The organism is Candidatus Nitrososphaera sp. 86-2 (assembly GCF_056726185.1).
This window is the reverse complement of sequence record NZ_JBWZON010000001.1, coordinates 2,039,853-2,063,172: the sequence shown is the minus strand read 5'-3', so window position 1 is coordinate 2,063,172 and position 23,320 is coordinate 2,039,853. Positions and strand designations below refer to the sequence as shown.

The window sequence follows — 23,320 nt, the reverse complement described above, 5'->3', positions numbered from 1 at the left end:
CCCTCGACATGAGTAGAAATCAAAGCGCCAGCCTTAAACTTTGATCTGCACCGCCTCGATGAGCCTTTCCACCTGCCTTGTGAACGGGTGGCCCGGCTGCACGAGGGCAGTCAGGAACTCTTTTCTGTTGAACTGTATGTCGCAGTAGCACGGTATCGAAGAAATCACTTCCATGCCAGTCTTGCCGGCAAGCGCGCCGGCAATATCCTCACTTTCTATCGTCATTCCGCCTCCTGTGCTCCCAGCAAAGTGGGCATCGGGCACGCAATAGCCTGCCACCCTGTTCAGGAGCAGGAACGACCTTGTGCCGTACTTTGTCAGCGAGCTGTAAATCTCGGACGCGAGCTTGTTCGTGCCCTCGATGTCGATGTCACCCATCTTCAGGGTGAGAAAGAGCGCGTCGGCCACTGCGAGCGCGTTGATAGACCAGTACCGAATGCCGGGACTGGTGTCGATTATGATATAGTCTGGGCTATAGTTTGAGATGAGCTGCTCGCGCAACAGTATGAACCGGCGCAGCTGCGACTTTGACGATTCCGCCGTGCTGCTGTCCAGCTTGTAGACCTCCTCTTTTTTCATGTTGCAAAAGCCGATCCACAGCCTGCCGCCGTCCTTTACGTTTCTGTCGCTGTCGTATTTCCGGACGGTATCCGTGACATCGGTCATGACCTCTTCCACCGCGGCGTCGCCAAGGAGGTAGTCGTTGAGCCACTTTTCCGGCTCGCTCTCAAAATAGGTGTAGAGGCTTGGAGCATAGACGTCGAGGTCAAGGAGCGCCACCTTGGAGCCTTTTTTTGTCAAAAGAGCCGCGCAGTTTGCCGCAATCGTCGTCTTGCCAGTGCCTCCCTTGTAGGAATGAAAGGCGACGCACTTGGTCATGGCGTCTATGCGTCAGGCTATCATATAGCAATTTCCCGTTTTCAAGTTTAAATCCTCTTGCCTTGTACGCCAAGGTGGTGCATATGGCCGACCCGGACGCCCGGCGCCTCTTGTGGTTCCTCTTTGCCGGCTCCCGGGGCGGCGAGAACCGGATAAGGATAATCAGCCTCCTCAAAGAAAGGCCATATAACACGAACCAGCTTGCGGAGGCGATGGGCCTCGACTACAAGGCCATCCAGCACCACATCCACGTGCTTGAAAAGAACAACATGGTGACAAAGGCGGGTGAAAAGTACGGTGTGCTGTACTTCATATCGCCGTACCTGGAACACAACATCGCCGCGTTTGACGAGGTAATGGCCGCGATTGAAAAAAGATCTGGAAAAAAGTAAATAAGATGAATCAACTGCGCTTCATTGTAGTACCTTGGTGATGCTGATGGACGTCAGCGCGGCCGTGAGCCTGGTAAACATTGGGATACTGGCCGTGCTGCTTGCACTGTACGGGCGCATATACCTCAACACGAGGGCGGTGTTCACGCTCGGCCTCCTGTTCTTTGCAGGTATGCTAGTCCTCCACAACGCCATAGCCGTCTACGCGTACTTTGCCATGGCCCCTCTCTACGCTGAGCCTCTGTTGCCGTATTTTGCAGGCGTGCACATTGCAGAGCTTGCAGGCGTCGCCACCCTGCTAAAGGTCACAGTCAGGCCGTTCTGACTAGAATAATCTGGTGGAGATCTGGAAAAAAGTATATCAGCAAAAACTGCCAAGCACCGCATAGATGGTAGAGACAGGAGTCTTGGTGTCCGCGCTTGCCGGCGCGGGGTCATTCTTTTCGCCGTGCATACTGCCCATACTGCCGGCGTTCATCTCGTACCTGTCCGGCTCGACGCTCTCGGAAGTGCAGAACCAGAACCAGAACCAAGGACAACAGTCAGCAGCCGGCGCGGGATCGTCAATCACGCTCAAGCGCTCGACGCGCCTCAACATTTTCCTCAACACCGTGTATTTCGTGTTGGGCTTTTCGCTCGTGTTTGCTGTGCTCGGCGTGATATTCAACTCTGTGCTGGCAGGAGTCGGCACCGGCTTTCAGGGCACGCTGCAGACCGTCGGCGGCATAGTCATCATGGCCTTTGGAGCCTACCTGATACTCTCCACGAGATTTGCGAGGCTCAACTTTGAAAAGCGCATGACAAACCTTCCAAGATTCAAGACGAGCTACATCACGTCGTTCGTCTTTGGCGCCGCGTTTGCGTCTGGCTGGACGCCGTGCGTCGGGCCTATCCTCGGAAGCACGCTTGCCCTTGCCGCGACTTCGCCGGGAGCCGCGTACAACTCGCTCATTGCATACTCTCTCGGCCTTGGCGTGCCGTTTCTGATAACGGGCGCGTTCTTTTCGCAGGCGACAGGCATAATCCGCAGGATGGTCAAGCACCTAAAGTATTTCAACCCTATAATGGGGGGCATCCTCATCCTGCTGGGCATACTCGTGTTCACTAACCAGCTGGCGACTCTTGCCAACTTTCCACTTGCAGACCAGATAATCAACATGGAAAGGGGAATAGGTTGAGAATAATAATATGAACAGGGACAACGCAAGCGCCCTTGCCGTCGGAGTCGCAGTAGTGGTACTCATCGCCGGCTTTGGGTTTTACTTCAACAACCCCGCGCTGAACAACAAGGCGCCGGCAGGCCAGAGCGGAACAATAATCCCGGCGGCTGCCAACAGCACTACTCTCACTGCAAAACCGCATATTGACAAATCACAATTCAAGCAGGCGCCAGAGTTCGTCGGCATCTCCAACTACATCAACTCGCCGCAGCCGTTCAAGCTTGCCGACCTGAAGGGCAAGGTGGTGCTAGTCGATTTCTGGACGTACAGCTGCATCAACTGCATCCGCACGATCCCGTACCTGAACGCGTGGTACGAAAAGTACGCCGACCAGGGTCTGGTCATCGTAGGCGTCAGCACGCCCGAGTTTGACTTTGAAAAGAGCCCGCAAAACGTCCAGGCCGCGGTTGAAAAGTTTGGGATAAAGTACCCTGTGGTGCAGGACAACGACCACGGCACTTGGAACGCCTACCAGAACCGCTACTGGCCGCACAAGTACCTCGTGGACGACGAGGGGTTCATCCGCTACGACCACATCGGCGAGGGCAACTACGCCGAGACCGAGAAGGTTATCCAATCATTGCTGCAGGAGCGAGCGGCGGACCTTGGCCAGAACGCGACCATAGACACGTCATCGACGGCCAAGCCGGAGAACGCGCAGAGCGTCGACTTTGGCCGGATAAACACGCCCGAGCTCTACTTTGGCTACCAGTACGCCCGGGAGAACCTTGGAAACCCAGAGGGCTTTGATCCCGGCAAGATCGTGAAATACGCGCTGCCCGGAGACATCAGGCCAAACGCCATCTACCTTTCCGGCGACTGGCTCAACAACGCGGACAGCATGGAGCTGAAAAGCCACACGGGCAAGATAGTGCTAGACTATTCCGCAAAATCAGTCAACATCGTCGCCGGCGGGACCGGCAAGGTGCACATATCGGAAGACGGCCACGAAGTGGGAGCCGACCGGGGCGCCGACGTAAACAAAGACGGCACGGCTGACATCAACGGCCAGCGCCTCTACAGCCTTGCGACGCACGGGGGATACGCCGACCGAACCCTTACAATAGACGTGACGGGAGAGGGGTTCAAGATCTACACCTTTACCTTCGGGTAAGAGGAAAAGGAGGAAAGCTTGTTCCGCCCACAAGAAAACTCTTCGTTTTATGTAAAATTGGTACTATGACATTCGATACCGTCAAATGGCATCAAATGGTCATGCCTGCCAAAGACAAGCGCGCTCCTTAATTCCAGCTTTGCCTGCTAGACAGCAAAAGGGGAGAGAATGGAAGCTTTCCCGAGCATCCCGTTCTCCCTCCGCGGCGTCGAAAACCATGTATGTGTGTTGCCGACGCCGCGACTCTCCCCTTTGAAAAATTAATGCCGTTCTGTAACGCTTTGGCAACCTTTTTGTGAACTACTCTTGCTGCTTGTTAAAGCCAAAGTAGCAGGCGTGGCACAACTCCTTGCCGTATATCACGCCCGAGTTGCCGCACTTTACGCAGACCTTCTCGTGGTCGACGGTCGAGTCCAGAGACTTGGCCTTTTGCAAGCACTTGCCGCATATCGGTGCGTCTAGGTTGTAGCTGGAGAGAAAGCCTGCACCACATTGCGTGCATTTCAGGCTGTACATCTTGCCTTTTGGCTTCCAGCGGTTGAACAATCCCACAGGAACTTTTCTATACAATTCCGAATAATCAATCTTGCTGTTCAATGTTATCCATGTCCCGGCATGGACTAGAATGGCATTTCGCCACCTGTCTGCGCATACACGAGATGCGGCATATATGCTGTGGAAAAGCCGTATCCGTATCTCGTTAATATCATGTCGTCCTAATTTTGCCATGTATGTCCCAAATAACATGATGATGCGTCTTGCCTTTGTATTTCTCGTCGCTGTCAGCATGGTTGCCATAGCAGCCGAGTCCCGGTATGCGTGGGGGCAGCAAGATCCCTCAAGGCCAAAGGAGCCTCTGCCGGCCAGCGCCGTAGAGAACATGGTCGTAATATCAAAAGGAGCAGCGGACAAGACGGCAAAGCACCCTATCGTTCCAGATCCGATAACCGTCAAGAGTGGTTCAAAAATAACCTTCGTCAACAACGATAACGCTACCCACACCGCGGTGCAGGGCTCTCCCGAGGAGGGGCCAACGGGATTTGATTCCGGCGTCATTGCCGCCGGAAAGAACGCCACCGTCACGGTGAAGGGGCAACCAAACCAGGCCATCCCGTACTTTTGCAAAATCCATCCGTGGTTGATAGGAACGATCCAGATAGCCTCAAACAATAGCGGTGGCGGCGGCAGCGGCAGCGCTACCAGCAATGCGACTGGAAATGGTTCCCAGACGACAACGTTCACAATAGGAGGGACAATCGCGTCATGGGCGGCTGGATCTAACATCACCAGCAACACGGTCTCGCCGGAGCTCCTCTCGGGAAGGTGGAGCCTCCAAGTCATAAACGGCACTGCCAAGTCGTTTGACGCGAACATCACTATGGTCAACGCTAACGGCTCTGATTTTCACACCCACCGATTGTCCAATTTCAAAGTTACACAGCCGTCCCTTCCGACAACTTTGACCCATAACCAGACGGGATCAAAAGTGGCTCCTACGCTGGAGATAACAAGCGCCAACTCCTCTCTTTCAATTCCGGGAAGGATGGACATCTCAATAGACGGCAACAAGACCTGGACGAATGTCTCTGTCAGCGTGATGGTAAACCAGCTGCATTCCCTATACATCGCCACCAATGAAGGCACGACGGGCAACCACTTTACCGAAGGGCATTTCCCGCCTGGCATCTACGGCGTAGTGGATTCGCTCAAGGACAAGGACGGCAAAGAGCTCTTCCAGAATGGCAAGGTCAACCTGCCGGCAGGCTAGCCTGCCGGAGGTCCGCCCACTCTTCTTCTTTTTTTACTGGCCTGCATATACACGCATTTGCGCAAAGAAAAAACAAAACACCTGTCATGAAAAAATTTTGTCGCCAAAATATAGCTGCTAGCTGGCGCACTGTGCCCTTTCACCTTCAACAACCCATTAGGAAAAACATGAAAGTCTAGTCGAGAACTATTGTTAGTTTTTTTGCCGCCACAAAAATATGTATCATCATACATAACTACAGGGCAGTGACGGGACCGGAGCGAAAAGCGGAGGTCAGGGAGCCGGCACTATGCCATGAAAAGCACCGGCTGCCTGATCCGTTATTCTGGGGCACGAAGGCATATGTGCGTGTGTGGAACTAACAAAGCCTTCTGCATCGTCTTCGGCTGCATAAAATAAAAGAGTCAGGAGTACATTGCAATAATATGATTATCTAGCACGAACAGCAAAAGTTTGCAGATTCGTGCTAGCCAATCAAAATGCAATCGTTGCAGAGCTAGATTATGCCGAACAGAAACTTTAGGAGAAGCACGATAAGGATTATCGCGACAAGCGCGGACACGATTTGCCAAAGCATTGAACTATCTTGCACCCTAAATTACTAATGAGTTGCGTTATGTCGCGCTATAACTGCACGAAAAACGTATTACTGTGCATCTTTTGTCCTAATTCGGAAAAGCTGGCGTCGATTTCCGACGCCCTTATGACGGCATTTCGTACCCTGCATCTGGCAAACACTCGTCGCAGTACTTTTGGACCAGCAGGCAGTTTTCAAGCTGGAAGAACGCCTCTGTTGTCGCTTTTCTGTCGCAAAATGAGCATTTTGTGGGAAGCCTGTACTTGTCGGGCTGAGCCGGCCTTGTTTCAAATGGTCTGATCATGTTTTATGTTAAGGTTGTATTGATAAAAAGGAACGTGAGTACAATGCACTTTTCCGGTGAGAGCTGCTACAAATAATTGCAAAGTAGTACGCCGGGGCCTTTTGTACGATAATGCAAAACGTTGGAGAAGAAGGAGCACTCTTCCCTCGCCCATCCGAACGATCAATCGAGCAGACTATTGCCACTATACACACATGTTATGTGCTATTGCGCTTATTTTTCATTGGGTATGAATATTACGATCGAGCTGTCTGTAGCCTCCACCTTTAGAGGGTAGCCTATCGAGTTGATGACCCTTTCGTAATAGGCTTTAGAATAAATCGACCAGTTTGCGCCCATGTCGTGCTGGAGTACGATTTTCTTTCCTTCGGGTTCCTCAAATTCGCGGAAATTGAACCCTGCCCTCTTTGACCTGTCTTTCACCACGCTTATGAACGAGTCCAGATCAAGAGACCCTTTCATGAGAAGCAGCATGTCCTTGTACGCGTCCGCAGTTTTTGTTGCTATTCTGTCGAGCGTCTGCTCGTCAAGAGCGTCGATGGCTTCTCTGACGACCTCTTTCTGGAACACTCCAAAACCTGCCTTCACTGCTATGCTTTCCCAATCGACGTAGCTTCTCAGCACATTGTTGACAAGCGTATTAAGACTCGTGCCCTCCTCCTGGGATAACTGCCGCAGGGCAAGCAAAATATCTCCTGATATCCGAAAAGTGATGCTTTCGTTTTCGAGTTTGGCCGACATTTATTATGTTAGTAGTCTGGTTTCCGACTATTAATCAGTTTCACTCTATGCACGAATATTAGTTCAGTGAAAGAATTCTATAACATTCTAGACTGAAATTAGGTTACAATCTGCTGATAGGTACTTCTATACGAACATACATACGCATCACGTACGGTTTGTTTTTAACAAAATCCGGCCTTGAGCCTCTAGAATGCGTGTGTAAGCAATCCGGCCAAAAAGACTCTCCCTCTGCAACCGTGGCATGAATGTGCTGTGTCTCTATCTCTCTATGTGTGTGCGTTTTACGGCACCTGCACGGTCGTATTGTGGTTGGCAGCTATCCAGCACTGTTCGTTATAGTCCAGCATCGGGCGCAGGTGCGGACAAATGACCGCAATTTTTAGATCGTTTTCCGCCCATTTGTCACAAGTATCGTTCCACCATTTCTCCACGTCGCCGCACTCTTCAAACTTTTCATTCTTGGATAGTTTATCTGCACAGTCCGCTACTACCAACGTCTCTTCGTTTCTTCCACCGGCGAGCCTTTTCCTTACCGACTGTTCTATGAGACCCTTGATGTCTTCAAACGGACTCAAGTTGCCTGCCAGCGCATTTTCATAGCATTGCTTCAAGCTAACTATCAGGAGGTTGCCTTGGCCAATGTTTTCTTCGTACTCAGGAACTGCCAAGGCCAGCTTGGCCAGATGCACCGGATCCTCCGCTTCAACGGAGGCATAGATGACAAGCTGACCCTTGTCTATTCCTTCATTAATGTAATGTGTTGCCATCTCGTCACGAGCTTGGTCGTTATCATAGAGTAGCATAACATGCGCGCCGGGATCCAGTTTAGTCAGGCGTAACACACGGAAAATTACCCAAGCAAACTAATGAATCTGCCGATGACACTAGCAACGAAGTTCTATTCGCCGCGTACCGGATCTGATAAGCAGAGTAGTACACGCTCAAAATGCACTGTTAGAGAAACCTAGAAAAAAATCATGCCTCTTTTATATCATAACTCCGCATAAAACGCGTTGACCACAACAAAAAACAACACGACAAATTCCGCTGAAGGATTTGACTCTGAAAAAACTGCAGAAGCCGTAAAGGAGGTCGCAAAGAAGATAAAAGATGTCTCTAGGGCCGTCAGTGACACAGTGGGCACTTTTACTGAAAGCGGTGCTATTACCGAAATCGCAGAAGCATCAAGGGATGCCGCAGTAGCGGCGAGAGATACGACGCGCAATGTAGCCAGCGCTGCAGAAGAGATACAGAAAAGTGGCGTGATAGGCGAGACTGCAAAGGCCATGGACGAAACGGTGAGCGAAGCTGCCAAGGCTGCCAGCGCAGCGAAAAAGACTCCCGGACAGTTTAAAAGGTCCGCGCCGAAAACGACAAGGGTGGCAAAGAAGGGGGCAAAGGCAGTAGCAAAGACAAGCAAAAAGGCCCAGATCACGGCAAGAAAAATGGCAAAGAAAGAGATCCCAAAATTAAAGAAAAATGTTCAGAAAATGACAAAACAGGCAAAGTCCGCTTCGAGAAAGGTGGGGGTCAAGCTAAAGCATACCGCAAGGAAAAAGAAAGCCCGGTGAACCAGTAATCAATAATTGATGGTCCCTCAGGCTCGCAATCTACATACGCCAAGCTGCCGCCATCCTCCTTGGCTGCAATTGACCTCCCATACACACGCGTGCGCATATCGATACGCTGATATATTATCCGCAGCCAGTGCTTCTCCATACACATGTCCGAGGCAAGCCAGCTCCTCGTCCGCAGGATAAAGGACGGGACAGTCATCGACCACATCGAGGGCGGCAAGGCGCTCCTCGTCCTTAGCGCCCTTGCGATAACGGGCAGGGAAGGAAACGTTGTGACCGTGGCTCTCAACGTGCCTTCAAGCAAGCACGGCAAGAAGGACATAATCAAGGTCGAGAACCGCTACCTTGAGACTAGCGAGACCAACAAGCTGGCCCTCATCGCGCCGAGGGCTACCATCAACATAATCAAGGACTACAAACTGGTGGAAAAGCGCAAGATACAGCTTCCAGATTCCATCTCTGGCATTTTCCGGTGCCCTAACCTGAAGTGCATAACAAACTCGGGCGAGGAGATAAAATCCAAGATAGACGTCATCGACAAGGAAAAGCTGGTGCTGAAATGCCGCTACTGTGCCCGCATAATCTCTGTCGATGAACTGGTGTTTTGAGAGGCCGCGGGCTTTTTTCCTGAAAGGAACCCCTCTGCTATACGCGGTCATCTCTAGCATACCCTCCACCCCCCCCCTCTCCCCGCGGTGTTCCATTGCTTTTATTGCACGCTAGGCTCTTTGCAATCAACACACATGCACGAATACCTGCCTGTCCAGAACCTTTCGTACAGGTCCTGTACCAACTGCAGCAAGAGGACTCCGCACACCTGCATAAGGTGCGGCAGCTGCTATTCTTGCCACCCAATGAGCAGGTCGGCTGGGACCCAGATGCTTCTTGTGGCCTAATGTTTACTCTCAAACAGAGGATAACTTTGCTGACCTGAAAGCGACCTTATCTTTACTATCCTGTTCTCCTTCTTCCACCCGTTGCCTTCTTTGCCCGGCTTTATCCTGTCGATTGCAAAATGAAAGCCGATGAGCGGGCCAAACGCCGCGACCGTGACTGCGGCAAGCGCATAGTTCTGCATGTACAGGAGGTACAGCGTTATGCCTGCACCTGTCATTATCTCTATCCACGTGCATGTGCACAGCTGCATCGCGACGCGTTTCAGGCTGATAGTGGCCACGGCGAAACTTCGGCCTTCGGCTATATGACCATTTTTCCAGATCTCTAAAAGTTCTCCCGGATGTACCTTGACAGCTTTTTTGCGTCGCGCTCGCTCACTCGTATATCGCCGGCAAACAGCGGCTTTTTGCCCTTTATGATGCTCGTCTTCACTGTTGTACCGGACAGCACCAGATCAAGCTCGGGCCCCTTCATCATCATGCTCTTTATCCCGTCGGCATGCAGCGAGTTGCCGTCGCTATTCATGCGTTTCGGGTTGACAAACTCGTTTTCCTGCCTGCTTATGCTGTCTTCAAGCATGAACATCAGCTTGTTGCCCGGCATCTTCTCGATGCCAAACACGTATTTCTCCAAGGCCTCGATCTCGATCTTGCTTCCCACCGGCTCCTTGTCCTCCCCGGCGCTTTCGGCAGTAGCGGCCGGCCTCCACACCATGCCCTGCCGGGCGACTTTGATGCTGGTCCTGTTCTCCAGTCCGGAGATTTGCAAATAATCGTCTATCGCCTTTTGCAGCTCCTCCGGGGGCAGCGGCCCTGCCGGCCCGCGGTGCCACTGGTTCTTGGCGTCTTCGAGGTCTTTTTCGCCGCTGTAATGCAGGATGTAGCAGTCCTTGGCATTCCACGCCTTGACCAAGTGGTACGCCTGCGTGACTGAAATCATGCCCGTAGAGGGGTGGTCGTTGTACGTCTCTGTGCCGAGCACCACGAGGTCAGAGCCCCACATCAGTTCTGCGTCGGCGTTCTGCAATTTGATAAAGTCCCATCCTGCCACGACCTTCCTGTCGCCTGCCCTGATGACGTAGATGAGCGAGCCGGGAAAACCCGGGCTGTCGCCGGCGTTGTCTGCCGCAAGCGGCACTATGGAAAACGGGCCTGCCTCAAACGGCTGGCCGGCAGCTACGGTCGCAAAGCGCGACCTGTCAATCTGGTGTTCTTTTGCAACTTGGTCCGCGCACTCGCTCGTGCAGAATATTTTTTTGCCGGGAAAAGAAGGTAGGTCGCTTACGTGCTCGCGCCTGCTATGCGTCAGCAGTATTGCGTCCGGCTCTTGCTTGTAGCCAAGGTCCGACGCACCCTTTTTCACGCTGTCGGCCACCCCGCCGCCGGCGTCGACCAGCAGGTGAAAACCTCCTGAAAAAACCGAGATCGAGGTGTGCGCCCCTCCTCCTTGTCCTCCTTCCCTGCTGCCGCTGTCAGGCAGCACCCCATTTATCCGCACGAAAAACGTGTCATTTCCACTATTCATGAGACAAATTACGCAACATCGTAAATAAGTTTAGCCGTCTCACGCGCCACTGCCGCTTTTTTGGGGCGCCCTTGCAAAGCGCTTGGCGAGCCTGATGCCAAAACCCATCGACACGAAAAGCGCGATCAGCGAAGCCGCAAGCGTGACTACGATCTCTGCCTGGAACACAAAGTGCGTTATCACCGCGACTGCAACCGCCGGCACCGCGATTATCACGGCAAGGAGCGTGCTCACCGCATACACCCTGCCGATTATGTTTGCCGGGTTCTTGCTGCTGTCGTCGTCGCCACTGCCGCCTGACACAGAGGAGAGCCACGTCCCAAATTAATTTAAGCCTTGCTTGCGGCAGAGAGCGCACCCGAGGACTAATATTGTCGCCTTCTCACTAATACCGAGCATGGAGCTTTCCGGAGTGGAATTGCGCTACCTCGTGAACGAGATAGGCGCTAGGGTGGCCTCCGGGCACTATATTTCGGCGGTAAACGCCGTGACAAAGGACTCGCTCCTCTTGCGCCTGCACCACCCGACACAGGAGGACATCATGTTAGTTTTGTCGGCAAGGGGCATCTGGGTTACGAAACTAAAGTTCAAGCCGGTGGAGGACAATTCGCTAGAGCGCGCCGCAATAGCAGAGCTGGAAAGGGCACGCGTAGAGTCGGTGGAGCAGGCCGGAAGCGAGCGCATCGCCACGCTGCGGCTGCGCCGGCTGGACGGGCAGGCGCGGATTGTGGTTTGCGAGTTCTTTGGCGACGGCAACATCATCATCTGCGACTCTGAAATGCAGATTCTTGCCATATTGCGGCCGATAGAGGTGCGCCACCGCACGCTCAAGGTTGGCCTCCGGTACGCTTTTCCTCCGCAGAGAGGAGTTGACGTCTTTGCGCTGTCACTTGAGCAGATGCTTGCGCTGCGAAACGAGGCGAAAAACCTTGACGTGCTGCGCTGGATAGGCAGGGGGCTTTCTATGCCCAAGAAATTCGTGGAGGAGGTTGCCAAGAGGGCAGGCATCGAGCCGCAAAGGCAGGCAGGGCAGCTGGCAGACGAGGAGGTGGGCAGGATATTTTCCACGATAAAGTCGCTCGTAGACGATGTCAGCGCCGGCAGGAACCACGAGCCGGTGGTCATCATGCAGGACGGAAAACCTGTAGACGCGCTGCCGATAATCACGGAGGAAGCCAAAAAGCTGGAAGCAAAAAAGGTGCCCACCTACATGGAGGCGCTTGACGAAGTGCTCAGCAACGAGATACTGGACATCGGCAAAAGCTCAAGGACGGTGGAAATCGACAGGCAGATTGCGGTCCTAGAGCATGACCTTGCGGAGCAGAACAAGGCCAAGGAGGAGGTGCTGCAAAAAGCGGCGGCTATACGCAAGCTCGCCGGCGAATTGATGGCGGTTTCATATTCTAATCCGGGCGACGACGCGATAAAGGGCGTGCTTGCGGCAAACTCGGCCGCAGTCGTCATAGAAAAGGGAATAAAGTACGTGCAGGTGGCCGGCGAAAACATCGAGGTCCAGCAGAACCTTGCAAAACTGAGTTCCATGCTCTTTGCCCGCGCAAAAGAGATGGAGCGGGGCAACGCCTCGATAGAGGAAGCCCGCGCAAAACTCCTTGCGCAGATTGAAAAGCTGCGCGGCCAGACCGCTGCCATCCACAAGAAAATGGTCGTGCAAAAGCAGGCCGCAAAGGAATGGTACGAGCGCTACCGATGGTTCGTGACTGGGGACGGCCTGCTTGCGATCGGAGGGCGCGACGCGTCGTCCAACTCGGCCCTCGTGCGCAAGCATCTGACGGAGGACGACATTGTCTTTCACGCCGAGGTGCACGGCTCGCCGTTTTTCATCGTGAAAAACGCCGCGGCGCCGGCAAGGGAGGGAAAGCTGGAGCAGTCGCTTGCGCAAGTCGCGCAGGCGACCGTGTCGTTTAGCAGGGCCTGGAAGGACGGCCTCTCTAGCGCCGACGCCTACTGGGTCTTTCCCGAGCAGATAAAGAAAGGGGCGCCCACGGGCCAGTTCCTGCCCAAGGGCTCGTTCGTTATAGAGGGCAAGAGAAGCTATGTCAAGGGAGTGGAGGTCCGCTTGGCAATCGGAATAGAGCTGGTGAGCGAAAGGCAGGCGCTCGTGTGCGGGCCGGAAGAAGCGGTGAAAAAGAGATCGCTGGTGTACGCCGTCCTCTTGCAGGGCGGGCTTGACCCGATGAGCGCTGCAAAAAAAGCCAAGGCGGCGCTCGTGTCTGCTGCCGCAGCGGACGATGGGAAGGAGGAAGAGCTTGCAGAGATGGTAAAGCGCATCAGCCTGGACGACTTTGTGCGCGCACTTCCCACGGGCCAATCAAAAATCTCGTTTGCAGCGAAGGGTGGCGGCAGTGCTGCTGGCGGCACCAGCAGCAAAAGTAATTAAAATGCCGCCGCACAACAGTTCACGTGGTAAAAAAGCCAGTCAGGGAGCACGCCGACGCAAACATGACTACGCGCGTGATTGTACGCGACATCATGAACAGTCCCGTCATCAGCGCATCCCCTCAAGACACCGTGCACGAAGTCGCGAAAAAGATGAAGGCAGAAAACATTGGCAGCATCATCATAATGGACAAAGACGACAAGCCGGTGGGGCTGGTAACCGACTATGACATCGTGACGCAGGCAGTCGCAAAAGACGCCAAGCCGAGCGCGATAAAGGTAGGTGACGTGATGCGGGACCTGCACACCATCGAAAGCCAGGAGGGCATCACCGAGGCCGCGCGCCTTCTGCGCAAGCACGGGATAAAGCGCCTGGGCGTGGTGTACAAGAACCGGCTGGTTGGGATAATTTCCGCTTCTGACGTTATCGCCGTTACCCCTGACCTGGTCGACGTCGTGTCGGAAAAGGCCGGGATTATAAGAGGCGAGCTTGGGAGGCCGGCGGGCAAGGTGTCCGGCTATTGCGACGAGTGCGGCGAGTGGTCCGACCTCTTGCAGTTCGACGAGGGCACTTTTGTCTGCGAAGTGTGCCGCGGCGAGGCTACGCCCCCCGAGTCTGCATGAAGTTCCTTGCGGACGCGATGCTTGGTAGCGTCGCCCGCAAGATGCGCATTTTCGGCTTTGACACGCTATACGTGCCGGACACAAGCGACAACGAGATACTGCGCCTTGCAGCCGAGCAGGGCAGGGTAATCCTCACGGCAGACAAGGAGCTTTTCAAGCGCATGATGAAGCAGGGCAGGCAGGGCGTGCTCGTGGAAGGTACAAGTGACCTTGAAGACATGGCGCACATTTTCGAAAAACTGGGCATCTCTGCGGACCTTTCCCGGATGGGCTCTAGGTGCACCTCATGCAACGGCGCTCTAGCCCAGAAAAGGCCGGAGGAGGTGGACGGGCTGGTGCCGGCGACCGTCCTTGCCCGGCACGAGGGGTTCTGGCAGTGCGCGGACTGCCGAAAGGTGTACTGGGACGGGGGCCACCTCGGGCGGATAAGGGCCTTTGCCAAGACCCTTGAGGACCGCCTGGCCGCAGCATCAAAAGGTTAAAATCACGAGGAACGGGCAGAGTCCTCAGTATGAGTTCGAATTCTGCCCTAGAGCGAACCATAAACAAAGTTTTATCTCAAAAAGAAACAGAGTTGATCTCGCAAGTTGATTCGGCTTACCAGGAATCGCTAAAGAACCTTGAGGCGTCAAGGAGCAAGCTTGACGCCGAGCGCGCAAGGATAATCGAGTCTGCCAAAAAGCAGGCCGAGAACCTAAAGCGCCAGATAGTGGGTTCTAGCAGGTTGTCGGCGCGCAACAAGGAGCTTCTCATGATAGAGACCGACGTCAACGAGGCATTTGAGCGCGCCAAGTCGTGGCTTGCGTCGTCTAGCAAGGACGAAAGCTACCGGTCACTTCTGGCCAAGTTAGTCGAGGAAAGCGTTCCCTCTGTTGGCTCTGATGAAGTAATAGTCGAATGCAACAAGAATGACGCCGAGCAGGTGAAAAAAATAGTCGCGGACCTATCGAAAAAGAACCCCCAGTTCAAGGTAAAGGTCTCAGACCAGCCGATAAGCGCAATAGGAGGCGTCCGGGTGAAATCGGCAGACGGCACGATGTCGTTTGACAACACGCTTGATTCGAGGATCGAGCGACTCAAACCTTTAATAAGGAAAAATATTGCACGAATGTTGAGAGGAGAGGCAGGAGAGGAATAATAGTATGGTAGCCAAAGGACGCATTGTGTGGGTTAGCGGTCCTGCAGTCAAGGCAGACGGCATGTCCGCGGCAAAGATGTACGAAACGGTCGAAGTAGGAGATTCAAAGCTCATCGGCGAAGTCATCAGGCTGACAGGCGACGTGGCATTCATCCAGGTATACGAGTCAACATCGGGGTTAAAGCCAGGCGAGCCGGTGGTCGGCACCGGGCAACCATTGTCCGTGCTCCTGGGCCCGGGCGTAATAGGCAAGATATACGACGGCATCCAGAGACCGCTTGACGAAATTGCAGCCAAATCGGGCGCGTTCATCGGCAGGGGAATACAGACAACTCCTGTCGACATGAAAAAGAAATATCATTTCAAGCCGGTGATGAAAAAGGGCGACGAAGTAGGCCCTGGCTTTATCCTTGGCACAGTCGAGGAGACGCCGCTTCTGGTAAACAAGATTCTGGTCCCGCCAGACCACGCCAAGGGCGCCAAGCTCACTGACATTGCTCAGGAAGGCGACTATGACATAGAGCACATCATCGCTACCACTGAAAAGGACGGCAAGACGGCGCAATTGAAAATGTACCACAAGTGGCCGGTACGCAAGCCAAGGCCTTATGCCGAGCGCTATGACCCGACCGTCCCGCTCGTGACAGGCCAGCGCATCATTGACACTTACTTTCCGATTGCAAAGGGCGGAACAGGCGCAATCCCGGGAGGCTTTGGCACGGGCAAGACCGTGACCCTGCACCAGATTGCCAAGTGGGCCGACTCTAAAGTCGTAGTCTACATCGGCTGCGGCGAGCGCGGAAACGAGATGACCGAAGTGCTCGTCGAGTTCCCGCACCTCATCGACCCGAGGTCAGGCAGGTCGCTCATGGAAAGGACCGTGCTTGTTGCCAATACCAGTAACATGCCTGTGGCGGCAAGAGAGGCGTCCATCTACACCGGCGTAACCATGGCAGAATACTATCGCGACATGGGCTATGATGTCGTGCTCGTGGCCGATTCTACGAGCAGGTGGGCAGAGGCGCTCCGTGAAATGTCGGGCCGCCTCGAAGAGATGCCGGCAGAGGAAGGCTATCCTTCATACTTGGCGTCAAGGCTTGCCGAGTTCTATGAAAGAGCAGGACGCGTGCGCGCCCTTGGCTCTCCCGACAGGGCAGGCTCTGTGACACTGGTAGGCGCAGTGTCGCCTTCAGGCGCAGACTTTACCGAGCCGGTGACGACACACACTATCAGGTTCATCAAGACCTTCTGGGCGCTTGACACGAGGCTTGCGTATTCAAGGCACTACCCATCCATCAACTGGATGCAGTCGTACTCTGGATACCTTGAGGACGTTGCAAAGTGGTGGAAGGAAAACGTGTCCGGCGACTGGTACGAGCTCCGTGGCGAGTCGTATCACATCCTGCAGAGGGAAGACACGCTGAAGGAAATCGTCAGGCTACTTGGGCCTGAAGCATTGCCGGACGAGGAAAAGCTGGTGCTCGAAGTGGCAAGGATGATAAAAATCGGCATCCTCCAGCAGAACTCGTTTGACAAGATAGACACCTACTGCAGTCCAGAGAAACAAGTCAAATTGGTAAAATTGATGGTCAAGTTCTTCAAGGAAGCACAAAAGGCGTTGAAAGCAGAAGTCTCACTTGCAGACATTCGTGCAATGCCGATAATCCCGCAGCTCTTGAAAGCCAAGTTCGACATACCCGAAGACCAGCTGTCAAAGCTGGCGGACCTAGACAAGGCCCTTGAGGAGGGCTTCCGCAAACTGGGAGGCGCAGCGACCAAGACAGAGGAGGTTAAAGTAGTTGCCTGAAACAGCATCTGGAATTGAATATACAAAGGTAGCAGAAATCAAGGGCCCGCTTATGGTCATCGACGGCATCACCAAGGCGTCCTTTGACGAGCTGGTTGAAATCGAGACGGCGGAAGGCGAGCGCAGGCTTGGCAAGGTCCTCGAAGTGGGCTTTGGCAAGGCTGTGGTCCAGGTCTTTGAGGGGACGACCGGCCTTACAGTATCAGGAACCAAGGCCAAGTTCCTCGGCAAGACCATGGAGATGCCCGTGTCGCAGGAGCTCCTAGGCAGGGTGTTTGACGGGCTAGGAAGGCCAAACGACGGCCTCCCAGAGCCAATCGCCGACAAGTTCCTCGACGTCAATGGCGAGCCGATGAACCCTGAACGCAGAGAATACCCAACGTCGTTCATCCAGACCGGCGTGTCGGTTATCGACGGTATGCTCACGCTCGTACGCGGACAAAAGCTGCCGATATTCTCAGGCTCTGGAATGCCACACAACATCCTTGCAGCGCAGATTGCGCGTCAGGCGTCAGTCGTAGGCACCAAGGAAGACTTTGCGGTCGTTTTCGCTGCAATCGGCGTGCAGTACTCGGAGGCACAATACTTTAAGCGCAGCCTCGAAGAGTCGGGCGCACTAAGACGTTCCGTATTGTTCCTGAACCTCGCAGACGATCCGGCAATCGAGCGCATCATCACGCCAAGAGTCGCGCTGACGGTAGCAGAGTACCTCGCGTTTGACCTTGGGATGCACGTGCTTGCGATACTGACGGACATGACCAACTATGCAGAGGCGCTGCGCGAAATTTCCGCGGCAAGGGAAGAAGTGCCCGGCAGAAAGGGCTACCCTGGCTACCTGTACACAGACCTTGCAAACAACTACGAGCGCGCAGGCAGGATAAAGGGCAAGAACGGTTCTGTCACACAGGTGCCGATCCTCTCGATGCCGGCAGACGACATCACGCACCCCATTCCCGACCTTACGGGATACATCACCGAGGGCCAGATAGTGCTTGGACGCGACCTTTTCAGAAAGGGCATCTACCCGCCGGTGAACGTGCTGTCGTCGCTTTCGAGGCTCATGAAGGACGGGGTTGGCGAGGGCAAGACGCGCGCCGACCACCCGGAGGTGGGAAACCAGATGTACGACCTCTACTCTAGGGCTCAGGAAGTGCGTGCGCTGGCAGAAATCGTCGGCCGCGCCGGCCTCACAGGCACTGACCTGAAATATCTAGATGCAGGCGACATGTTCGAGAACCACTTCTTAAAGCAGGCTGCAGACGAGAACAGGAACCTCGACGAGACGCTTGCCAGAGCATGGGAAGTGCTGTCGACGCTCCCAGAGGCAGAGCTGACCAAGATAAAGGAAAAGCACATCAAGGCGTACTACAAGGGCGGCAGCAAGTGACAACATGTCGTCAAGAAGGGTGACTGCAACAAAAATCGAGCTCATCAAGATAAGGCGCTCGATGCAGGTAGCCAAGATGGTGCACAAGATCCTCGACGACAAGCGCGAAGTGCTCCTGAAAAAGATAGACGAGATGATAGAGGAGGCCAACAAGGCCAGAGAAGACATCTGGTCGCCCCTCGGCGAGATTTATTCTGCAGTCTACAACGCGTACATGACGCTTGGCACCACCACACTGGAATCGATTTCAGACTCGACTCCGAGCGTGATGGAGACCGACGTCAACGTGCGCAGAATAGTCGACGTCAAGATACCGACCCTTACCGTGAAAACGCGCGAGGGAAGCCAGCACCTCTCTTACGGCTTTATTGAAACGAACGCGTCGGTCGACAAGGCGTCCAAACTGATAAAGAACGTGCTCCCGTCCGTGTGCAAGGCCGCAGAATACGAGAACGCGATATTCAGCCTTGCAAAGGAGCTAGAGCGCACGCAAAAGCTCATCAACGCGCTGGAATACATCATCATCCCGCAGTACCAGGAAGCAGTCTACTTCATCAAGGCGACGCTCGAAGAGCGCGAGCGGGAAGAGTTTGTCAGGATCAAGAAGGTTAAAGTAGTCCTTGACAGGAAAAAGCTGGCAGAGGCAGGGGCGACAACAAGCACATGAGCAATAATAATAACGACATTTCAAGCCACTTTGAAAAGGCCAAGGCGCAGCTAAAGTCCGAGCGCGACTCTCTGGAGCAAAAGATAAAGGAAGACATTGCCCAGAGCAAACGCAAGGCGCTGTCAAAGGTCTAGCAAAACCTCTTTCTTTTCCTACTTGTGTTTTCTTGTACCGTTTTTTGCATGTAAATTTTACATTATTGTTTATAGCACTCACACGTTAGTTATCATTAAATAGGGCTTTTCATGCCAAAGCCCTAATGATGCAACTGAAGGTAAGAGGCGCACTTTCACTTTTGACAATTCTCGCGGCAGTTGTGTTTGCAGGCATTGCGTTTGCAAGCCCGGCTGCCTATGCGCAGGAAGCAGGTGGAGCCGCTGCAGCCACGAGTGGCAACGCGTTCAAGTTCCTCGCTGCGGGTATAGCATTCGGTCTGGCAGCACTTGGTGCTGGCTTTGGTCTTGGCTTTGTGGGCGCGGCAGGTCTTGCGGCCATCAGCGAGAACCCAAAGATGCAGTCCAGCGTGTTCATTATCGTAGGTATGGTCGAGTCAATCGCCATCTACGGTATAGTCATGATGTTCATCATCCTCGGCCAGTAAGAGGAAGAACATCATCAGCTGCAGCCGACACACAAAAGTCGGACACGCGCACGCTCTCTCTTTTTCCTTTCCTTTTTCATTTTCAAACTCCAAACTCATATTTTCTACTATAACATCTGTTGTGTGTATTGCTTGCATCTCAGGGAAAGGATTTTAAAGAGATCGTCTTTTCTTCATGCTGAACTGTATCATGGGGCTAGCCAAGCTGAAAAAGGCAACAATAATCTTGCCGAGGATGGAAACGCAAGCTGCCGTCAGCAAGTTGGCCGAGCTTGAATGGTTCCACCCAATACAGGCTCCTTCTGCTTCCGAGCACATCAACCCGTACTACGACGACCTCCTCCTAAAGGCGCAAAAGCTCTACCAGGACATTGACGAAGTCATCAAGGCGCTCGGCATCCCCGCAGAGACGGGCGTGCTTGCGACAATGTTCAAGGGTGCGCCAAAGGGCAAGACCGACTACCAGGTCGACAACATCCAGGGTTTTATCGCCGACCTTGAGGACAGGGCCGCAAAAGAGCTGGAGGGCGCGCGCAAGATAATCGGCGAGCGCAGCATAGCGCAAAAGTCGCTTGAAGAATATTCAAACCTGAAGGCGCTCACCGAGAACGCGGCAAGCCTCAGCATGGACCTGGCGCGCCTTGGCACCCTTTCAAAATTCTACGCCGGCATCTATGTCATCGATTCTACCGACGAGGCCGAGATAAGAAAGAGCCTTGAAGACCTTGCAGTATACTCTACGAACTTGGGAGAGAAAAAGACGGCGCTCACCATAGTCGGCTCTGCAGAGGACTCGGAAAGGATTGCAAAGGTGATGCGCAGCTTTGGCATCAACCCGCTCCAGATACCGGCAAACATGCCCCAGAATCCCAACGTGGCTTTTTCTGAAGCCAGCGCCAAGGTCAAGGAGCTCGAAACCAAGGTAGAGCAGCTGGACAAAGAGATTGTAAAATTAAAAGCATCCATAGTCACAAAGGCACTTTCGCTGCGCGAGGCCGCCGGCGTGGCAAAGGATGTTCTTGAAACGACGAGAAAGCCGGGCGGGACGAAAAACTTTGCTATAATAGAGGGCTACATCCCGGCAGATATGGAAAGCAAGTTCAAGAAACTTGCCGGAAGCGACTATGTCTCTGTCGTCGAGGACACGGGCGTGACCATCGACCTCCAAGATGCCGGCAAGCCCACGATGCCGACCCTCCTTTACAACAAGGGATATTCCAAGAACTTTGAAGTAGTCACCGAGACGCAGGGCCTGCCGAGGTACGGCGAGACCGATCCTACAAAAATAATCTCCTTTGTCTGGCCGGTGTTTTACGGCCTGATGTTTGCGGACTTTGGGCACGGCATCCTGCTCTTTGGCCTCGGCATGTTGTTCCGGATACGCGGAAACGGCCGGCTAAAGATGTGGGGCACGCTGGTGGCGGCAAGCGGCCTTGCGGCGGCCGTCGGCGGCCTTGGTACGGGCGAGATGTTTGGGTTCCATTTCGCCAAGCTTGCAGTGCTTTCCGGCCTTGCCAACGCACTCCCGTTCATCGGCCTGCTGTCCGTGGCAGAACTGACGTTTGAACAAGTGGTAAAGATACTTTCCATATCAATAGCCATCGGCATAGCGCACCTGCTGATGGCGTTCATCCTCCGCCTCAGGGCGGACTGGCGCCTCGGCCACAAGCTGATGGTATACACGCACGACATACCTGCCATAATCCAGTACCTTGCGGTGGTCTCGCTCATACTGACTGCCATCGGCGCCCAGTACGACATCATCGGCATGTTCCTGTCAAACAAGACGTACGGGCCGATCCCCTGGATAAGCGATGTCTTTCCGTGGGTGACGGTAGGCATGGTGGCAAGGGCAGCGCCCCCAATCATCTTTGCCTGCATCGCAATCACAATCATAGGCGGCATGAAGGAGGAAAAGCACCTGAAGGCGGAGGGCAAAGAGTCGCCGCACGGTGGCATGGTCGGCATCGTAGTCGAGACCGTGATGGTAAGGACTATAGAGATGCTCGCCAACACAATCTCGTACTCCCGGCTTGGCATCATGCTCCTCGTGCACTCGGCGCTCCTTGTCACCGTGAACAACTCGTTTGAGCACGGAGGCGGGCTTGCGATCCTTATCGGTGGCAACATCGGCATCATGATGATTGAGGGTCTGATAGTCTACATCCAGACCATCAGGCTTCACCTGTACGAATGGTTCCCGAAATGGTACAAGTCGGACGGAGTCACCTTCAAGAAACTCGTGCCGAACATGCTCTACACCAACCTGGTGTGGAAGGAAGAAGACGGCAAGAAGAAGCAATAAGCATTTCTTCTTTGCCTTTTTCGCCTGTGCATGTTAGAGCCTTATTTTTTCTTCAAACGGGTGCCAGAGCTGCAGAGCGTGTATGCCGCTTGGCGACGGGTTTTACCGGACAGACGAGCAGGGAATCAAGATAACTCCCTACAGCTAATGATGATGACATGATGATTTTACGAATATGCCGCGGTCTTTGCTGCGCAAAAAGCAAAAGAGATGTGTGTGTGCGCCCCGCGCTATTATACCGGGACTGAAAAGATGGAAATGACTACTACTATACTATTTACTGCAAGGTAGTCTTGGCCAAGCTGGCCATTATCTTGTCGACGGGTATCTTTTGCTCGACGCCTGCTGCGATTGCCGCAAGGTTGCGTATCTCTAGCATCATCAGCTTCAATGTAGCAAGCATGTTGCCGAGCGTGAATACCGTCCTGTACGACGCCGCTATTCTCCTGACAGAGACTCGCTCAAACCCTTCCTCAAGCTGCATAATCGCGTCAATGTCGTTTTCGGCGCTCTTGGGTATCAGGTCGCGGTACGAGGTGTTTGACAGCTCGCCGATTGCCTCCTGCACCTTTTCCACGTTTATCATCTTCTGGAGCGTTTCTCTGCCCATCTTTGTCGTGGTGGTAGCAATGAGGTCGCTTGTCTCTTGTGCCGGCAGGCCCCAGTACTTGGCCCTCAGGACCGCAAGCACGTTGTAGGCGTCGATATCTATTGACACTAGCTTTTGCACGTCCTGCAACGGCGACTCGCCAAACATGGACTTGTCAAGCGACTTGTAGAACGCGTGGTCGAGAAAAGTGTCAAACGCCCTGACATCGCCCTTCTCCTTGTAGACTGCCGCTGCTTTTCTTGCATCCTCGCCAAACTCGCTTCCCTGCAATGACGCGACGGCCTCGTCAAAGTCTTTTGCGACAAGCGCCTTGACCACGAGGTCGCGCCTGCCGACGAGCTCTTCTGCCCTCAAGTTGATTTTAGGAAGCAACTCTTCGTACGTCCTGCCAAGGGCCTTGCCCTTTAGGATAATCTTCAGGTTCCAAGTGATGTATTTAACGAAATACGCGTTGAGCACTCCTGCGCCGCCCGACAGCGTGACCATCTTGGCGTGCGTGTTTACAAGGTGCTCGCGCAGCGCGCCTTCCACCTTTTCCGCGGTGTACGGCTTGGTCAGTTTTGCAAGCGCATCGAGGTAGATAGTGTTCTTCATCCTCGTCACGAGCTCCTCGATGTCCCTCGATTCTGCAAGGGTCTGGAGCTCAGTCCTTGAAAGCATCTTGCCCCTCATGCTGTGGGCAAGAACGGTGCCAAAGATCTTGCTTGGAATGCTGACCTTGTTAGCCATGCGCAGCCCTCAATGCTTCCAGCGCTTTATAAAAATCATTAGGTTGCGGCCGGCGCGGG

26 protein-coding genes are annotated in these 23,320 nt (G+C 53.9%); 17 read left to right on the top strand and 9 right to left on the bottom strand.

The genetic code is table 11. The features are described 5' to 3' along the window. Positions 1–33 precede the first annotated feature (33 nt). A complete protein-coding gene (locus ACYOR7_RS12295; protein ID WP_479914091.1) occupies positions 34–879 on the bottom strand; it encodes a MinD/ParA family ATP-binding protein in 846 nt (281 codons plus the stop codon). Positions 880–962: 83 nt separating this feature from the next. Between ACYOR7_RS12295 and ACYOR7_RS12290 the strand changes: the two genes are divergently transcribed. The 4 genes from ACYOR7_RS12290 (at position 963) to ACYOR7_RS12275 (ending at position 3,605) form a co-directional block, all read left to right on the top strand. Continuing rightward, positions 963–1,271, top strand: coding sequence for an ArsR/SmtB family transcription factor (locus ACYOR7_RS12290; protein ID WP_294804712.1), 309 nt, complete (start codon positions 963–965; stop codon positions 1,269–1,271). Between the two features lie 40 nt (positions 1,272–1,311). Further along, positions 1,312–1,596: a DUF8036 family membrane protein gene (locus tag ACYOR7_RS12285; RefSeq protein WP_294804721.1), complete on the top strand. Its 285-nt coding sequence runs from the start codon at positions 1,312–1,314 to the stop codon at positions 1,594–1,596. Between the two features lie 64 nt (positions 1,597–1,660). Further along, positions 1,661–2,449, top strand: a complete 789-nt coding sequence (locus ACYOR7_RS12280; RefSeq protein WP_294804710.1) for a cytochrome c biogenesis CcdA family protein — start codon at positions 1,661–1,663, stop codon at positions 2,447–2,449. A gap of 10 nt (positions 2,450–2,459) precedes the next feature. Beyond that, complete coding sequence (locus ACYOR7_RS12275; protein WP_479914090.1) at positions 2,460–3,605, top strand: thioredoxin family protein; 1,146 nt, start codon at positions 2,460–2,462, stop codon at positions 3,603–3,605. 300 nt (positions 3,606–3,905) lie between these two features. Here the strand turns inward: ACYOR7_RS12275 and ACYOR7_RS12270 are convergent, their stop codons facing one another. Beyond that, positions 3,906–4,202: a hypothetical protein gene (locus tag ACYOR7_RS12270; RefSeq protein ID WP_294804707.1), complete on the bottom strand. Its 297-nt coding sequence runs from the start codon at positions 4,200–4,202 to the stop codon at positions 3,906–3,908. A gap of 130 nt (positions 4,203–4,332) precedes the next feature. On the opposite strand from ACYOR7_RS12270, the gene ACYOR7_RS12265 reads away from it, so the two are divergent. After that, positions 4,333–5,373, top strand: coding sequence for a cupredoxin domain-containing protein (locus tag ACYOR7_RS12265; RefSeq protein WP_294804705.1), 1,041 nt, complete (start codon positions 4,333–4,335; stop codon positions 5,371–5,373). Between the two features lie 701 nt (positions 5,374–6,074). On the opposite strand, the gene ACYOR7_RS12260 is transcribed toward ACYOR7_RS12265, so the two are convergent. The 3 genes from ACYOR7_RS12260 to ACYOR7_RS12250 all read right to left on the bottom strand — a co-directional run bounded on the left by ACYOR7_RS12260 (position 6,075) and on the right by ACYOR7_RS12250 (position 7,840). Beyond that, positions 6,075–6,254 carry a hypothetical protein gene (locus ACYOR7_RS12260; protein ID WP_294804703.1) on the bottom strand — a complete coding sequence of 60 codons (180 nt, stop codon included), beginning with the start codon at positions 6,252–6,254 and terminating at the stop codon, positions 6,075–6,077. Between the two features lie 213 nt (positions 6,255–6,467). Further along, positions 6,468–6,995, bottom strand: coding sequence for a hypothetical protein (locus tag ACYOR7_RS12255; protein ID WP_294804701.1), 528 nt, complete (start codon positions 6,993–6,995; stop codon positions 6,468–6,470). A gap of 284 nt (positions 6,996–7,279) precedes the next feature. After that, complete coding sequence (locus ACYOR7_RS12250) at positions 7,280–7,840, bottom strand: MEDS domain-containing protein (RefSeq protein WP_294804700.1); 561 nt, start codon at positions 7,838–7,840, stop codon at positions 7,280–7,282. Positions 7,841–8,011: 171 nt separating this feature from the next. Here ACYOR7_RS12250 and ACYOR7_RS12245 point away from each other — a divergent pair, with 171 nt between their 5' ends. Together ACYOR7_RS12245 and pyrI are read left to right on the top strand one after the other, a co-directional pair. Then, positions 8,012–8,569 carry a hypothetical protein gene (locus ACYOR7_RS12245; RefSeq protein WP_479914089.1) on the top strand — a complete coding sequence of 186 codons (558 nt, stop codon included), beginning with the start codon at positions 8,012–8,014 and terminating at the stop codon, positions 8,567–8,569. Between the two features lie 152 nt (positions 8,570–8,721). Beyond that, entirely contained in the window at positions 8,722–9,183 is a 462-nt protein-coding gene (pyrI, locus tag ACYOR7_RS12240) for an aspartate carbamoyltransferase regulatory subunit (protein WP_294804696.1), read from the top strand. A gap of 284 nt (positions 9,184–9,467) precedes the next feature. Here pyrI and ACYOR7_RS12235 read toward each other — a convergent pair whose 3' ends face one another. From ACYOR7_RS12235 to ACYOR7_RS12225, 3 genes are read right to left on the bottom strand one after another with little or no spacing between them, the layout of a single operon-like run. Then, positions 9,468–9,752 carry a hypothetical protein gene (locus ACYOR7_RS12235; RefSeq protein ID WP_294804694.1) on the bottom strand — a complete coding sequence of 95 codons (285 nt, stop codon included), beginning with the start codon at positions 9,750–9,752 and terminating at the stop codon, positions 9,468–9,470. Positions 9,753–9,796: 44 nt separating this feature from the next. Beyond that, entirely contained in the window at positions 9,797–10,996 is a 1,200-nt protein-coding gene (locus ACYOR7_RS12230) for an MBL fold metallo-hydrolase (RefSeq protein WP_479914088.1), read from the bottom strand. A 39-nt stretch (positions 10,997–11,035) separates the two neighbouring features. Continuing rightward, entirely contained in the window at positions 11,036–11,299 is a 264-nt protein-coding gene (locus ACYOR7_RS12225; protein ID WP_294804691.1) for a hypothetical protein, read from the bottom strand. 94 nt (positions 11,300–11,393) lie between these two features. Between ACYOR7_RS12225 and rqcH the strand changes: the two genes are divergently transcribed. The 10 genes from rqcH (at position 11,394) to ACYOR7_RS12175 (ending at position 21,922) form a co-directional block, all read left to right on the top strand. After that, the gene (gene rqcH, locus ACYOR7_RS12220) at positions 11,394–13,394 is read left to right on the top strand and encodes a ribosome rescue protein RqcH (protein ID WP_479914087.1); all 2,001 of its coding nucleotides are present in this window, start codon (positions 11,394–11,396) and stop codon (positions 13,392–13,394) included. A gap of 23 nt (positions 13,395–13,417) precedes the next feature. Beyond that, a complete protein-coding gene (locus ACYOR7_RS12215; RefSeq protein WP_479914086.1) occupies positions 13,418–14,017 on the top strand; it encodes a CBS domain-containing protein in 600 nt (199 codons plus the stop codon). Continuing rightward, on the top strand, positions 14,014–14,499 hold the full coding sequence (locus ACYOR7_RS12210; protein WP_294804685.1) for a DUF5615 family PIN-like protein: 486 nt from the start codon (positions 14,014–14,016) through the stop codon (positions 14,497–14,499). The genes ACYOR7_RS12215 and ACYOR7_RS12210 overlap by 4 nt, the downstream gene beginning before the upstream one ends. Positions 14,500–14,528: 29 nt before the next feature. Next, entirely contained in the window at positions 14,529–15,155 is a 627-nt protein-coding gene (locus tag ACYOR7_RS12205; RefSeq protein WP_479914085.1) for a V-type ATP synthase subunit E, read from the top strand. A gap of 4 nt (positions 15,156–15,159) precedes the next feature. After that, on the top strand, positions 15,160–16,962 hold the full coding sequence (locus ACYOR7_RS12200) for a V-type ATP synthase subunit A (protein ID WP_294804681.1): 1,803 nt from the start codon (positions 15,160–15,162) through the stop codon (positions 16,960–16,962). Then, positions 16,955–18,349: a V-type ATP synthase subunit B gene (locus ACYOR7_RS12195; protein WP_294804679.1), complete on the top strand. Its 1,395-nt coding sequence runs from the start codon at positions 16,955–16,957 to the stop codon at positions 18,347–18,349. Before ACYOR7_RS12200 ends, ACYOR7_RS12195 begins: the two co-directional genes overlap by 8 nt. A gap of 4 nt (positions 18,350–18,353) precedes the next feature. Next, complete coding sequence (locus tag ACYOR7_RS12190) at positions 18,354–19,016, top strand: V-type ATP synthase subunit D (protein ID WP_294804677.1); 663 nt, start codon at positions 18,354–18,356, stop codon at positions 19,014–19,016. Beyond that, positions 19,013–19,150 carry a hypothetical protein gene (locus tag ACYOR7_RS12185; protein ID WP_294804675.1) on the top strand — a complete coding sequence of 46 codons (138 nt, stop codon included), beginning with the start codon at positions 19,013–19,015 and terminating at the stop codon, positions 19,148–19,150. The genes ACYOR7_RS12190 and ACYOR7_RS12185 overlap by 4 nt, the downstream gene beginning before the upstream one ends. Positions 19,151–19,275: 125 nt before the next feature. Continuing rightward, positions 19,276–19,617: an ATP synthase subunit C gene (locus ACYOR7_RS12180; protein WP_294804673.1), complete on the top strand. Its 342-nt coding sequence runs from the start codon at positions 19,276–19,278 to the stop codon at positions 19,615–19,617. A gap of 190 nt (positions 19,618–19,807) precedes the next feature. Continuing rightward, on the top strand, positions 19,808–21,922 hold the full coding sequence (locus ACYOR7_RS12175; protein ID WP_479914084.1) for a V-type ATP synthase subunit I: 2,115 nt from the start codon (positions 19,808–19,810) through the stop codon (positions 21,920–21,922). 277 nt (positions 21,923–22,199) lie between these two features. On the opposite strand, the gene ACYOR7_RS12170 is transcribed toward ACYOR7_RS12175, so the two are convergent. Next, positions 22,200–23,261: a V0D/AC39 family V-type ATPase subunit gene (locus tag ACYOR7_RS12170; RefSeq protein ID WP_294804669.1), complete on the bottom strand. Its 1,062-nt coding sequence runs from the start codon at positions 23,259–23,261 to the stop codon at positions 22,200–22,202. Between the last annotated feature and the right edge of the window lie 59 nt (positions 23,262–23,320).